The organism is Bacillus sp. ISL-41 (genome assembly GCF_018613235.1).
Taxonomy (GTDB): Bacteria; Bacillota; Bacilli; order Bacillales; family Cytobacillaceae; genus Mesobacillus.
In genome coordinates, this window is record NZ_JAGGQP010000034.1 from 105280 (window position 1) to 118759 (window position 13480).

A 13480-nucleotide genomic window follows, 5' to 3' on the forward strand; every position below is an offset into this window, starting at 1 on the left:
TAGGCGCTGAAGCTAGACACTAATTTGCGAGAAGTATGTTCATACCTATAAAGTAGAAAAAGCCCTAAGGATGTTTAGGGCTTAAGCAATTTATAGCTTTATTTTAATTGCTTTTGTTGCGACAAAACATTTAATATATTCATCTAGCGGTCTTCTGCCGCCAAAATCGTCTTCATACAATCCAGCGATGACGAATCCAGCATCGACCTGACCTTGTATCTGGTCTTCTAGTGTATGAAAAAATTCAATGGTATTCCCTGATTGAATATATTCTTCTTTCTCATGGTCCGTCAGGTTGTCCATTGAAGAGCCGGAAACTTTGTTCTTAACCACCAGGTTTCCTTTCAGGTCCTCTTCATCATCGAAAATAAATAACAGAGGATTTGTAAAGCCGGATATCAGTGTCCCTTTATCTTTCAATACTCTCGACGCTTCCGTCCAGACTTGTGAGATGTCTTCAACGAATAGATTGGCCACTGGATGGATGATCATGTCAAATTCTTCATCACTAAACGCCGAAAGATCCGTCATGCTACATTGTAGTGTACTTAATTGAATTCCATCTCTTTTGGCTACAAACTCATCCTGCTCCAGCTGTTTTTTGGAGATATCTACAACTGTTACATTAGCTCCAGCTGCAGCCAGAACGGGCCCCTGCTGTCCTCCTCCAGAAGCAAGACAAAGAACTTTTAATCCTGCCAGTGATTGTGGAAACCAGCTTCTTGGGACCGGCTTTCCAGTTGTCACGGTGATTTCCCATTCGCCCGCTTTGCTTTTTTCAATTACTTCTCTTGAAACCGCCTTAGTATAAACTGCTTCACTTTCAACCTTCTTGTCCCATGCAAGACTATTTTGTTTAACTGCATCCATCTCATTCACCCTAACTATCTTAATCTATTATTTTTTTATCAGCAGCAAATTTTAAAACATGTTCATACAGATCGTGCCAATCATGATAATACTCGCTGACCCGGTCTTGATCGACAAGGATTCTTTCAGAGGATTCATATCCTGCATCGAAATCATGTATTTCTTTAATGTCCATCCGGTAAAATACCTGGAATCCAATCTTTGGGTATGGACTGATGTCATTCCATTGCGGGTTCTCAGTATGATCCACAATGATTGAACCTAAAAGCCTGCAATCACCAGAAACATAGGCCTCTTCCATAGTTTCTCTCTTAAAACATTCCTCAACAGATTCACCTGCCTCAATATGACCGCCAGTCATATCCCATCCACGGTGATTCAAGTTTACCAGGAGCACCTTATCATCGTAGAAACAGAAACCATGGACACTGCTGATTAACTCCCTCGGTGGAAGCTTGTCATCCTCCTGCCAGGTTAATTTAACTTTTGCATTGTTCCAGTTTACATATGTAGTGATCAACCATAAGCCCCCTTGCTGTTAAACAACCAACCCTCCTTCCAATTGTAACCATAATATGAAGAGTATTACAAGGGTATAAAAAAAGCATTGGCGCCTTTGCCAATGCTTGTATGTGTTATTAAAGTATTAAGTATTAATCCGGCTATTTTCTTCATGCTGTAACTTTATAAGTTGTCAGCTCTTTTGCCTTATTCTTTCTACTACGGTACCAATTTCATCTGGTTTGGCAAATTCGACTGGAGAAAAGCCTTTTTCAAAAGTAATGGTATCTGCTTCAATCATAATGACATACTTTCCATTCACCTTTGACAGATGGATGCTGTCACCGTAATCAGCCAGCAACCCTTTCACTGATATGTGGTCGAGCTTCATTTTCAGTTCCAGTTCAGGGGTATGCTCGATGAGCTGTGCAGCCGCTTCAATGACCTGCTCTGGCTCGAATCGCTCCTGGAGTTCGCGCTTGTCACTGGCTGCCCAGATTTCCATGGCGCTCTCTAACTGCTCCCGCTCCTCACTTTCCGGCTCAAAGGTTTCCTCCATATGCCCTCGGACCATCTCAATAACTTGAGTCTTAACGATTTCTGGCATCGATTGGCCATACTCTACATATTTCAGGAAGTCTTCAAAATAACGTGCATGGGAAGACTGGTTGATTTTTAGTTCATTATCCTGGATCATTCCCTCTTCTGGCATATAGGGATATTGTATGGATTTCATGTTTTTAGTCGTTATCGCCATTTCCACTTGCCGGATCAATGTTGACTCATCAGAAATGGAAGCTACTTTTGGTTCAAAATCACATTTAAGGATGAACACAAATGCATCATCAAAAAACTTGCGAAGCTTGGCTCTTGCTACAATAAAAGCCCCACCTCTTACTGCACTTGTATCTACGTAAGCAATAGCGAATTTTTCACTCTCTTGCTGGAAGTCTTCCTTTGACTCCGCAAAACGTACTCGATGGAAAAGATTGTAGTTTGGGTTGGATGTTAAATCATGCCCCTCCTCAACGATGAAGTACCCGAGCTTAGTAGGAACTTCATCTGTTTTTGGATGGCGTTCTACCTTACGCTTGACGATTTTGGCAAATTCGCCATCGAGAAAATCCTTCAGATGGCTAGATTCATATTCTTCCTCATTCAATGTCTGGAAATGTTTATATCTTTTATCTGCCTGATCGCCTTTTCCTTCTACCTGTACAACGTAAAATGATAAGTATTGAACTTCAAAATCCATGGTAAAACTCCCTGCTGACGTATTTATTGATTACTTTTGACAAGCTGATTACAAGTTGAGACTCAGGCCTGACCTATAAGCGTGAAAATACAGCATCTATTGCAAGATGCTGTATTTGTCCGTTAGTTCAACAATACAAATTCTGTTTTGCTCCCGGTTTGGGTTGATATGACCTCGAGCCTTGCATCAATCCGCTCTTTTAGTTCCGGCACGTGAGAAATGATCCCGACAAGCCGGCCGCTGCTCTGGATATCGATTAATGCTTCAATGGCCTGGTCCAGGGATTCTGGATCAAGGGTTCCGAAGCCTTCATCGATGAACATTGTCTCTAATGAAACTCCACCTGCGTAATTTTGGACAACATCGGCTAGTCCCAGCGCTAGTGACAGCGCAGCCTTGAAGCTTTCTCCGCCAGACAATGTCTTAACATGTCGCTCCTGTCCGGTATATGCATCCAAAACCAAGAGCTCCAACCCACTCTGTACATTGCCTTTTGAACGATCGGTTTTCCGCAATAATCTGTATCGTCCGCTCGTCATCTTGTTGAGCCTTAGATTCGCCTCAGCCAGTATATCATCGAGAAACGCCGCCAAGACATAACGTTCGAAAGTAATCCTGTAAGTGTTCTGGCCTTTTGAAATTTCGAATAAATGCCCAACTAGCTTGTACTTTTCCTCCAGTACCTTCATCTGCTCATTCAGAGTATCTACCTGATCCAAGATGGACTGATTATCACGTTTTTTCATGTTTAAATCCTGGTATGCTTCATCAGTCTCCCTAATCATATTATTTAACTGGGCGAATTCTGCTTGAAGTGTTTCCATATCAGGTTTCTTAACGTCTTTAAGAAGTTCAGACAATTCCGCGAAACGATCACTTACCGACCTGACTTCTTCCCGATAATTCAAGATGTCTGCATCAAGCTGTTGAATAGCCTGTTCTGGAATTTTCGCCTGGTAATAGGCCTGATAGTTTTCAAAGCCCTGGGATGTCATATTGTTTTTGAATGTTTCCCTCTCGGCTGTCAATTGCGAATCTATTTCCTTCAATCTCTTTTCGGCCTCTTCACTCCGTGCTTTTTCGGTTCCCAGAAGTTCTTTCGCTTCCTGATAATTTGTGCGCGCCTGCTCTAGTTCCTCATCAAGCTGCTTCTGTAAGAGTCGTGCTGATTTCACTTTCGATTCGAATACTTGCAGTGATCGCAGTTGTTCAGGTATTTTCTCTGTTATTCTCTCTAGGGTGGTTTTCTTTTCCGTATACTGGATCATCAGGCTTTGATAGCTTTCGTCGATAGCTTTCAGCTGCTTATTCAGCCTTTCTCTTTCATCTTCAAACCTTTTGATTTCAGATTTGATTTTTTCCAGGCCTTTTAACTTCACCGAGTGTTGATTCTGCTCATGTTGCAGTTTTTCAACCTCACTTTGGGTCAGCAGGACGGTGTCAGCTAACTGGCCGACGACAAAGTCAGAGTGGAATTTGACGATTTCAGCAATCATTTCCTCTCCGCTTTCAATCCTTGACCTAAGGGTCGTATCTGCCTCGATGTAAGACTTTTCAGCAGCGCTCTTCTCTCTTTCAACACCAGTGATCTGCTCTCGTGCAGCTTTTAGATCCTCTTCGGTCGGAATAAAACCTTCAGTTGCTTTCGCGGGTTCAGGATGATGCTCTGATCCGCAAACAGGGCAAGCACTGCTATCGTGGAGTGAGGCAGCCAAAACTGCAGCCTGGGAATGAAGCCATTTTTGTTCAAGCTCTTCCAATGTGGCTTTGGCATCATTCAGTCTGGATACAGCCTGGTTAAAAATGCCTTTTCGTGCTTCAAAGCTTGCTCGGGCTTGGGTAACTTTCTGATTATGGTTGCCAAGCCTATTCAACTTCTCCAATTCAAGCAACAGTTTCTCCAATTTCCGGTCATTCTCCAGATAAGTAATTTGAGTCTTTTCGGCATCTTCCTTTTCTGTAAGCAAAACTTTAAGCCGCTCCTCAGTTGACTTAATCTGAGCTTCATTGTTCTCCCGGTTCTTTACCGATGATTCCAGTGCTTGCTTAAGTTCTGCAAACTGTGAAGCTATGCTGGCGAATACTTGGACATCTTCCTTCATATTTTCAAGCCTGTTAACCTGTTCAGCAGCTGCTTTCCGCTCTGGTTCCCGATCAATTTGTTTCTGGTGTTCTTTTTCTGCTGCTGTGAGTCTTACTGTTAACTGCTCAATTCGTTTTGTGATCACATTTACCTGGTTTGTTATACTGTCCAGGTCGGCCTTGAGTCGGTGGCAAAGCTGTTCCTGAGCTTCCAGAAGAGCTGCTTTTTTGGCAAGCACTGTTTGCTTTTCTTTTTCTGCATAAAGACCCTTTTGGCCTTCAAGCTTTTCCTTTGTCATCTTAAGGATTTCTAGTGATTGGATTTGTTTTAAAGTTGCTTCAGCTTCGAACAAACGCTGCTGCATTTTATCGCGCTCCAGCTGAAGCTTATCGCGGTTCCTGTTTAGCTTTTCAAGCTTTATTTCCATTGCCCCAATTTCTTCTTTTAAAAGCGGAAGGATCAATACATCATTTGTACTGCCGGCTTCTACATACTCTTTCAGTTCCTCATTTTCCACAGCTTTTATGCTGCGAAGTGCTGAATTCCTCTTTTCAACCTGGTCCTCGACCGTTTTTTTCAGCACAGTTGCTTCTTCCTTAAGCTTTTCCTCTACTCTTTTATAGATTTCCGTATGGAAGAGTCTTTGCAGGATAACTTCCTTTTCCTTACTGTCGGAAGTTAGAAGCTTTCGGAATTCCCCCTGTGGAATCATCAGGATCTGCCGGAATTGATTGCTGTCGATAATCATGATCTCCTTGATCTTTTCATCCACTTCGCGGACATTTGAAGCAAGCAGCTGCAGTTCTCCGTTTTCGTCGATCAGATAAAATTCTGCCTTGGCACCGACATTTGTTGTTCCTTCACCAGATTTCTTTTTCCTCTCCTGCTGAGGAGACCTTGTAATCCGGTACGTCTTTTGACGCAATGAAAATTCAAGAGTAACTTCAGTCAATAACTCATCTTCAGCAAATTGGCTTCGCAGATCGGGGCCATTACGATCCTCACCGCTTGCCTTGCCGTAAATCGCGTAACTGATGCCGTCAAAAATCGTTGTCTTTCCAGATCCAGTTTTACCCGAAATGACAAACATTGTCCTGTTCTCAAGCTGCTTGAAATCTATCGTTTCCGTACCGGCATATGGCCCGAAAGCCTGCATCGTCAGTTTCAGAGGTTTCATTTTTGACCCTCCTCCCTCAATACTTTGCCAATCACATCTGTCATGACCCCACGTTTATCTTCTGAAAATTCGCTTGTGGTCATTTCCTTGTAAAACTGTTCGAAAAGCTCCAGCTCAGTCTTTTTCTCTTCCCTGCTGGAGCTGAAGTGCTGCTTTTGCTTCTGATCTATAGATTCGATTTTACGCTCTAGATGGAGGACATTCGGAAAGACCTGACGCAGTTTGCCCATTGGGTCGATCATGGCCCCGTCATCTAGCAAAGTTACTTTTAAATAATCACTCGTATTTTCTTTTTCATAAAATGATGGATCCAAAAGCTGTTCAAGGTGGCCCTCCAACTCACGCATGTCTTGCTTCGGTTTCAGGGTCCTGTAGCGCATGTCAAAGCTGCCGTTTTCATTCATTTCAATGATTGAAATCGATTTACGCTGTTTTGCTTCCGAAAATGAATATTTTAACAGGGAGCCAGAGTATTTGATTTTGTCATGCTTGATTGCGTCTGGGCTGTGAAGATGCCCTAGTGCAGTAAAGGCGAACGGGTCAAAGAGGTCCTGGGTGACACAGCCTGAACCGCCAACCGATAATGTGCGCTCCGAATCACATGAGTCGCCTCCAAGCACGAAAGCATGTCCCACAAAAACGTTTGCTTCGTCAGGATTCAGATTTTCTTCAATTTTGCCGATCACTGCTTTCATCGCATCCTGATGGGAATGGATTGAAGAATCGTCAAGCAAATGGCGGACGACGCCAGGTTCAGCATAAGGAATCAGGTAAAAATTGACCCCGTTAATATGTACGGGCCTAAAGTCGTTCGTCAATTTACCGGTAAGGTAAAAATGGTTGTGACGATACCATGAACTGCCAAAGGACAGGCGTTCTGCGCTGTCGTGATTTCCTGCAATCGCCACAATCGGCGTGTTCAGTTCCACGTTGATCCTGAAGAGCACTTCATCAAGAAGCTCCACAGCATCTGTCGGCGGTACAGACCTGTCATAAAGATCCCCTGCAATCACTACAGCATCAGGCTTTTCGTCGGCAACAAGGTCTACAAATTGATTCAATACCTCTCGCTGGTCTGAAGTCATGTACATACCATGTACAAGCTTTCCAAGATGCCAGTCACCTGTATGGATAAATTTCATGCCAATCCCCCCTGTTTTTTTAAAGTTATCTATTTTAATTTTGCTATAAGCGTTTTTTGACAATGCTACTATTATATCAAACTCAAAAATTTATTGGGTGCTCAAAAAAAGGAAAGATTTAGGAACGTTTGTTCTAATTCTATCAGAAACCCCCTGGAAAATCTACCTGATTTTTCCTCTACTATTGTATATTGTAATAACATTTACTAATTATATTTGAAATTTGACTTTTCAACTCTTGTTTTTCACAATAGAGTTACGACTAATCAATAAAGCAGGGATTATGAATGGAACCAAAAACAGAGGCGTTATATAAGTTTCTTTTCGATAATGCGAGCCATTTTACAGAGGATTGGCTTAAACGCCAGCGGGTTATTAAGGGGTCGGATTACTCTGCTGACGCGCCGTCAGAAGTTATGAACAGGGTGAAGGAGCAGAATTCAAATTATGTTCGCCTTGTAGCCAAATCACTTTATCAGACTGAGGAAGAGATGATGGAAACCATTTCGGCCTGGACGAGCCAGACTGCAGCTGACCGGATAAAATCTAAAACGGACCTGACAGAAGTGGCTTGGAATTCAGGCGTTTTCCGTCGTGTTTACTGGGAATATGTTCAAAGATTCGTGAAACAGACTGAAATGGAGATCACACTGGACGACGTTTTTACATGGGAAGAAAAGATTAATTACACGCTTGATTATGTCTTTGAAACATTTATTATCGTTTTCATGGATATCCTTATGAATCGATTAGCCTCTCAAGCAACTTTAATTAAGGAATTAAGCGCACCAGTAATTAGTCTGACAAGGGAAGTCGGTCTTCTGCCATTGATTGGTGAAATCGATACAACGAGAGCAAAGGGCTTGATGGAATCGACGCTTACACAAAGTATCGATGCCAGAATCAATACCTTGATCGTTGATCTTTCAGGAGTCGTGATGGTTGATACGATGGTAGCCCATCAAATCTTCAAACTGATGGATGCCCTAAAGCTGCTGGGCGTTCAAACCATCGTTACGGGGATCCGGCCAGAGGTTGCACAAACAGCAGTTCAGCTGGGAATAGATTTTTCAGATATTACTACAGAAGGTAATCTGCAGAATGTAATTAAAAAAATCATACAAAGTTAAAACCTGCTAGCAATCACTAGAAGGTTTTTATTTTTAGGATGAACACCCTCCGCCACAGCTTGAACAGCTGCTGGAAGAACAGCTCTGTCCGCCTCCATCATTATGGGAATCATTCAAGTCGCCCGACCCGCAAAAAACGGCACTGCAGGCCGATGTTCCATGTGCCTGGTGTGAATACACATATGCTTGTGCATAGTCCCAGTATTCATCAAAGTAATAGTAAGAATAAAACATCATTACCAGGCTCAATCCTGATAAGTCGCCAAAAAGCACTGGCCTTTCAAAGGTCCCTTTTCTGTCAACACTATACATTTCCTGTGTTTTTTTTAGTTGTGACCTAAACTGTTTGGTTAAGTAATCGACTAGCTCCTGATTATCCTCAGTAATCCTGAAAAATTGCTGTTTCAGCTCATCGTCACTAAGTGAACCGATTTTTTTGAGAAGCTGCTGATCCATTGGATAATGAAAAAAGTCTCCCCATGCCTGCCATGTGTACTCTGTTATTTCAAATAGCTGAGCAAACACCCAATCAAAGAAGGCCCGTTGCTGTGGTGCCGGTTCCGGCTCCAGATTCGGCGTATGATGAAGCATTTTGCCAAGATATTTTTCGGAAAAAGCTTCATATTGCTTCGTGAACATCAGCATCTCATGCCACACATCATCGACCTCGCTGCTGAACATCGGCGTGCTTTTCATAATCGAATTGAGGAAGAAATATCGTTTTAATTCAAATAGGCGCCATTCAAATTCATCATCGGAAATTTGTGGATGGTCACTTAAATATCGAAGTTTTACTTGATTGATATACTCATAAGGAAGTGCATTTTCCAATTTATTCAGGATAGCAGAAGCTGGCACATCTTCCAGCAATCCAAGACGATCCGGTATATTCTCCTTCAATAAAACTTTCTTCTTGCTTCCATTGCCCGAAAAATAAGCTATGGCAAAGAGAATCCCTGCTCCCGCCGCTATTGTTAAGAAGATACCCAACATCATACACCTCGCCTTGTGGAATAGTTGTTAATCGATATTACGTTTTTCATAATGGAAAGGTTTCAAATTAATTGTAATTTTTGGTACTTAAAAAGCCCAGCCAGTTGGCTGAGCTAAAAATCAGACTAAGAATGATAGTTTAGTAACGATTATAGTTTAGTAACATTAGCAGCTTGTGGTCCGCGAGCACCTTCAACAACCTCAAAAGATACTTCCTGGCCCTCTTCTAATGTTTTGAAGCCTTCTGTTTGAATAGCCGAGTAATGTACGAAAACATCATTGCCGTCTTCAGTTTCGATGAAACCAAATCCTTTTTCTGCATTGAACCATTTAACTTTTCCGTTTTTCATGTGAAAAATCCTCCTAGATCGGCCGAACAAGCCATGATTAAAATTTAGCAAATCACAACGACTAGTTCCTCATACATGACCTATTCAAACGTCTAAAACATTGGAATAAGCAAATTGCATAGTGCCTAATACGTGTGCAATCAGCTAATTTCAATATAGCAACGATGGATTTTAATGTCAACAGAAGACAAACCTGACAATTTCTTGTTTAAAGTGCTTGTTATCTGGCAGGAGCTTTCAGCTGAGAAATGTTCAAAAAAATCAATACCATCCCAAATCGTTGGAAGAATCATGCTAGCTGTCTTCTATTATATTGCTGAAGCGGATATGGAAGGTGGTCCCTGTGCCAACCTGGCTCTTGACCTCTACTTTACCTCTCATTGCACGGATGATGCTGAAAGTCACCATCATGCCAAGGCCAGTTCCTTGCTGCCCTTTTGTCGTATAGTATGGTTCTCCCAGGCGGGCAATCTGTTCTTCCGTCATCCCGAGACCTGTATCTCTCACGAGAATATGAATTACAGTTCCGGTGCGGAACGTTTGGACGATTAGTTCTCCGCCGTTTGGCATAGCCTCCAAACCGTTCTTGATCAGGTTGATGAACCCTTGCTTGAATTTCGAACGGTCCCCTGATATGACTAATCCCGGACTATACTTTTTGATTATTTTCACACCATTAAGGTTAGCCAATGGATTTAGTACATTAAGGACCTGATTCAATTCCTTATCGATTTCGATTTGCTCTTCCTTTTCAAAAGCAGGTCTTGCAAAAGTAAGATAGTCATTAATGACTTCTTCAGCACGATTTAATTCCTGGACTGCAATATCTATGAATTCCTTTTTCTTTTCATCAGGATAATCTTTCTCACCGAGCAGTTGCAGAAATCCTTTCACAGTTGTAAGTGGATTGCGGATTTCATGAGAAATAGCCGCACTTAAATGGCTGACGGCTTCAATTTTATCGGCCTTCGCTAGTCTTTGCCGGATAATAAATGTTTGACGAATTGTCTCTATTGAATAGCTGACAAGACCTGAGGTTAGCGCGGGAATCAAAATGAAACTGATCCAGGCTTCCGGGTGTCTGATTGGTTCACTAACTACGTTGACCATTTGCATCAGCAAAAACGAAGTGATTACGGTCAATAAAACAGAAATACCGACTCTGCTGTTCAGAGTAAGCCTGTTGAACCAGGGATGAATCCATTTGAGAAGGATGGCAAGCGCTGCAAAGACCCCCACCGAGACCCAGAACCCATCGTTTATCCCTAAAAAACCTCTCATAAGGATCGTGACGCCTGCAAGCAGAAAACTATATCCAGTATAGAGACTTCCAAGAATCATCGGCACCTGTCGAAGGTCAAAGTGAATGCCATCCTGAACTTGTACTGAAAAAATATAACATGTAAAAATCGATATAATGAAATAGAATAATTGATATCTTTCTCGGCTCTCTTCCTTCACTTGCCTTTCAATGATTAATTGTGTAAAAAACAACAGGACAAGAAGAAGAGAGAGATTCATTAATAAATGCTTTGTAATTTCCACTGCAACACCACCATTTGTACTCACTAAGATAGTATTATAATCCAGTGCGCAGCGCAAATTTTATCCATTTTCACCTTTCTATTCCATGCCATTTGTTTTATATTTGAAAAAAGAGAGGTGTTTGATTTGTTAATGTGGTTAATCTTTGTTTTACTGTTGTTCATACTCATTGATGTTGTTAGACTGCACAAGAAGATTGATAAGTTGAATGCTCATCTAAACCCATTGGCACCGCCACCAACAGATGATGAAATTGAAAAGATGCTAACTTCAAAGAATACTAACTATGAAAAGTAAATGGCTTTCATACGGAATACTTCTCTTCGCGATATTGCTGGTTTTCACAATAGATAGATACCGTACGCTTATGCCGGATAAAGAAAAAGAATCTTCTTTCGATATTCCAGAAGCAGAAATCACCGTTGGAGACCAGGAAGTTATATATAAATCAGGCACATTTGCCTGGGTAGAAAAAGGCACCGGACCTGTCATCGACCAGGATGAGCCACCAATCCTGTTCCATGATTTGCTGCCTGTCAGTGTGAAGCCGTTCAGCGAAATGAAGATTACTTTTCCCGAAAAAGCAGGAATTGACAGTATATCTGTTTACCGCTCAGAGGGACAAGAAGATTTAGAGATGGGGAACCTTCCGCTGGAAACAGTTTTTGATGATACCTATACCTTTAATAATGTGGCTGGCCAAAGTACAGTAATCATCCAGGCCTCCAGTGGAGATCAAGTCTATCATTATGCTTTTCCATTAATCATTGAAGAGGTGGTTGCGTATCAGGCACAACTTGCCGAAGAACCAGGCTACCTGGCTGTACTTGAACTGTATAAACCAGAAGAGATGCAGGCAAATTGGGCCCTCGAACAGGTAAATAACAAATATGTACATAAGGCACATTCCTTGAAGGTTAACAACATTGAGGAAGCACGCCGGCAATTCCCTGATTTAAAAATCGATTCGCTGCCGTATTACGCCATTTTCAATCATGAAAGATTGCTTTACGAGGCATATAATCGAGATGATTTCTTCAAAATGCTGAAGATCGCTTCACCGTAACTGAAAAATAGCAGCCACTAGTGCTGAAAGTATTTCAAAAAAATGGAAAACGCCATCCATAAAGGATGGCGTTCAGTTTTCCGATTCACCATTACAATTTGTCCATCATAACCTGGATGACGGACAGTTTTTTCGATTTCCCATCAAGTAGTGTCCGTCATTTTCGCCTGCGCTTTTTATTTTTGAAAAGGTGGAGCACTTCCACTAGTAACAGCAGCAAGGTAATGTAGCATAGAAAAGCATAAATTACGCCAAGTAACAGATTAAGAGGCCATTTTTTGCTCCACAACCTGTGAGCGATCAGCGTCCGCTTCCCCATCGCCTTCTTTATTGGAAGTGTGAGGTAAAATAACATGGCGTACAACAGGCCGCTTAAAAAGCTGCAACCAAATTCTTCGTCAGCAGTTTCACCCTGATCGGATTCTTGCTTCGATTCACGCTGTTGGTCAGTTACTTCGGTAGCTTCTTCCTTGTTTTCAGGCTGACTTTCTTGTTGATTTTCTTCCCTATCATTTTTGGGCTGCTGCTCTTGGTCGGTATGATCATCTTGTTCTTTAGGTTGCTCTTGTGATTGTTCATTTCTCTCTTCTGGAGCATCCGTAGCTGAATATATGCCTTTTCCATTATCTTTTGCATAATCCATCGCAGACCAGATTTGATTTTCATACTTATAGCTGCCATAATCGTAAAAGTCTTCGACCAGTCCTGCCTTCGTGATTTCCTCCTGATGCAGCTTGTCTCCTACCCAAACCCATGCTAAAAGTCGATCATATTTATCGAAAAGGCTTCCGCCATCCGTCTCAAGTCTAATATTCCCCTGCTTTAAAAAGGAACATGTATACTGTGCCGCTTCAGGTCCGAATGGTTCCTTCGTCCTTGTGCTTTCAGGGGTGTCAATATAGAGAAAACGCGTTTTATAGTCTTTTCCGTTGATCGTAAACACAGCCGTATCCCCGTCAGTGCAATCTGACAATTCTGCTTCATACACTTTTCCAAGCTGAAACTTGCCGATAGAAACTTCAGCTTTAGGCATTTCGCCTGCAGCCTGATTAGATTCTGGCGCAACATTTCCTGCCCCTGATAAAGTATACCCCTCCAAATCTATTTTTTCCTCACTGAGTCCGGCTGCACAATCAGAATTACTGTTATATTGATCAATCAATCGGATTAGCTCGCCAATATTGGCTGCGCTTTTGGCAATCGAAGTAGGCTCATGAAGGATATATACGCAATCTGCATTGCGGAAATGTCCGCCCAGTTCATCCCGCGAGCCATTATGCGCCGAGGCCAAGATAGGTAAAATAAAAAATGCCATCAGGATGGCAAATATCACACTACATTTTTTTATGTAATTCACTGCGGCTCCCC

12 protein-coding genes are annotated in these 13480 nt (G+C 42.0%); 3 read left to right on the forward strand and 9 right to left on the reverse strand.

Features of this window, described 5'->3' with window-relative positions; genetic code table 11:
• Window positions 1-90: 90 nt before the first annotated feature.
• From J7I80_RS18185 to J7I80_RS18205, 5 genes are all read right to left on the reverse strand, one after another.
• Window positions 91-870, reverse strand: a complete 780-nt coding sequence (locus J7I80_RS18185; protein ID WP_214740138.1) for a class I SAM-dependent methyltransferase — start codon at window positions 868-870, stop codon at window positions 91-93.
• 19 nt (window positions 871-889) lie between these two features.
• Window positions 890-1390 carry an NUDIX hydrolase gene (locus J7I80_RS18190; protein ID WP_214740140.1) on the reverse strand — a complete coding sequence of 167 codons (501 nt, stop codon included), beginning with the start codon at window positions 1388-1390 and terminating at the stop codon, window positions 890-892.
• Window positions 1391-1564: 174 nt separating this feature from the next.
• A complete protein-coding gene (locus tag J7I80_RS18195) occupies window positions 1565-2626 on the reverse strand; it encodes a DUF3900 domain-containing protein (RefSeq protein ID WP_214740142.1) in 1062 nt (353 codons plus the stop codon).
• A 122-nt stretch (window positions 2627-2748) separates the two neighbouring features.
• Window positions 2749-5886, reverse strand: a complete 3138-nt coding sequence (locus tag J7I80_RS18200) for an SbcC/MukB-like Walker B domain-containing protein (protein ID WP_214740144.1) — start codon at window positions 5884-5886, stop codon at window positions 2749-2751.
• Window positions 5883-7028 (reverse strand): exonuclease SbcCD subunit D, encoded by a 1146-nt coding sequence (locus J7I80_RS18205; protein WP_214740146.1) that lies wholly within the window; start codon window positions 7026-7028, stop codon window positions 5883-5885. Before J7I80_RS18205 ends, J7I80_RS18200 begins: the two co-directional genes overlap by 4 nt.
• Before the next feature lie 287 nt (window positions 7029-7315).
• Between J7I80_RS18205 and J7I80_RS18210 the strand changes: the two genes are divergently transcribed.
• Window positions 7316-8158 carry an STAS domain-containing protein gene (locus J7I80_RS18210; RefSeq protein WP_214740147.1) on the forward strand — a complete coding sequence of 281 codons (843 nt, stop codon included), beginning with the start codon at window positions 7316-7318 and terminating at the stop codon, window positions 8156-8158.
• 33 nt (window positions 8159-8191) lie between these two features.
• Here the strand turns inward: J7I80_RS18210 and J7I80_RS18215 are convergent, their stop codons facing one another.
• The 3 genes from J7I80_RS18215 to J7I80_RS18225 form a co-directional block, all read right to left on the reverse strand.
• On the reverse strand, window positions 8192-9148 hold the full coding sequence (locus J7I80_RS18215; RefSeq protein ID WP_214740148.1) for a glycine-rich domain-containing protein: 957 nt from the start codon (window positions 9146-9148) through the stop codon (window positions 8192-8194).
• Window positions 9149-9300: 152 nt separating this feature from the next.
• Entirely contained in the window at window positions 9301-9501 is a 201-nt protein-coding gene (locus J7I80_RS18220) for a cold-shock protein (RefSeq protein WP_214740149.1), read from the reverse strand.
• A gap of 294 nt (window positions 9502-9795) precedes the next feature.
• Complete coding sequence (locus J7I80_RS18225; protein ID WP_214740150.1) at window positions 9796-11046, reverse strand: ATP-binding protein; 1251 nt, start codon at window positions 11044-11046, stop codon at window positions 9796-9798.
• A gap of 126 nt (window positions 11047-11172) precedes the next feature.
• Here J7I80_RS18225 and J7I80_RS18230 point away from each other — a divergent pair, with 126 nt between their 5' ends.
• Complete coding sequence (locus J7I80_RS18230) at window positions 11173-11343, forward strand: hypothetical protein (RefSeq protein ID WP_214740151.1); 171 nt, start codon at window positions 11173-11175, stop codon at window positions 11341-11343.
• Complete coding sequence (locus J7I80_RS18235; RefSeq protein WP_214740152.1) at window positions 11333-12112, forward strand: hypothetical protein; 780 nt, start codon at window positions 11333-11335, stop codon at window positions 12110-12112. Before J7I80_RS18230 ends, J7I80_RS18235 begins: the two co-directional genes overlap by 11 nt.
• Before the next feature lie 157 nt (window positions 12113-12269).
• On the opposite strand, the gene J7I80_RS18240 is transcribed toward J7I80_RS18235, so the two are convergent.
• The gene (locus tag J7I80_RS18240; protein WP_214740154.1) at window positions 12270-13469 is read right to left on the reverse strand and encodes a thermonuclease family protein; all 1200 of its coding nucleotides are present in this window, start codon (window positions 13467-13469) and stop codon (window positions 12270-12272) included.
• Between the last annotated feature and the right edge of the window lie 11 nt (window positions 13470-13480).

Excerpts from the sequence above, each read along its gene's own strand:
- J7I80_RS18235 (WP_214740152.1), top strand. The coding sequence starts at position 11,333 with ATGAAAAGTAAATGGCTTTCATACGGAATACTTCTCTTCGCGATATTG.
- J7I80_RS18210 (WP_214740147.1), top strand. The coding sequence starts at position 7,316 with ATGGAACCAAAAACAGAGGCGTTATATAAGTTTCTTTTCGATAATGCG.
- J7I80_RS18220 (WP_214740149.1), bottom strand. The coding sequence starts at position 9,501 with ATGAAAAACGGAAAAGTTAAATGGTTCAATGCAGAAAAAGGATTTGGT.
- J7I80_RS18205 (WP_214740146.1), bottom strand. The coding sequence starts at position 7,028 with ATGAAATTTATCCATACAGGTGACTGGCATCTTGGAAAGCTTGTACAT.
- J7I80_RS18185 (WP_214740138.1), bottom strand. The coding sequence starts at position 870 with ATGGATGCAGTTAAACAAAATAGTCTTGCATGGGACAAGAAGGTTGAA.
- J7I80_RS18200 (WP_214740144.1), bottom strand. The coding sequence starts at position 5,886 with ATGAAACCTCTGAAACTGACGATGCAGGCTTTCGGGCCATATGCCGGT.
- J7I80_RS18195 (WP_214740142.1), bottom strand. The coding sequence starts at position 2,626 with ATGGATTTTGAAGTTCAATACTTATCATTTTACGTTGTACAGGTAGAA.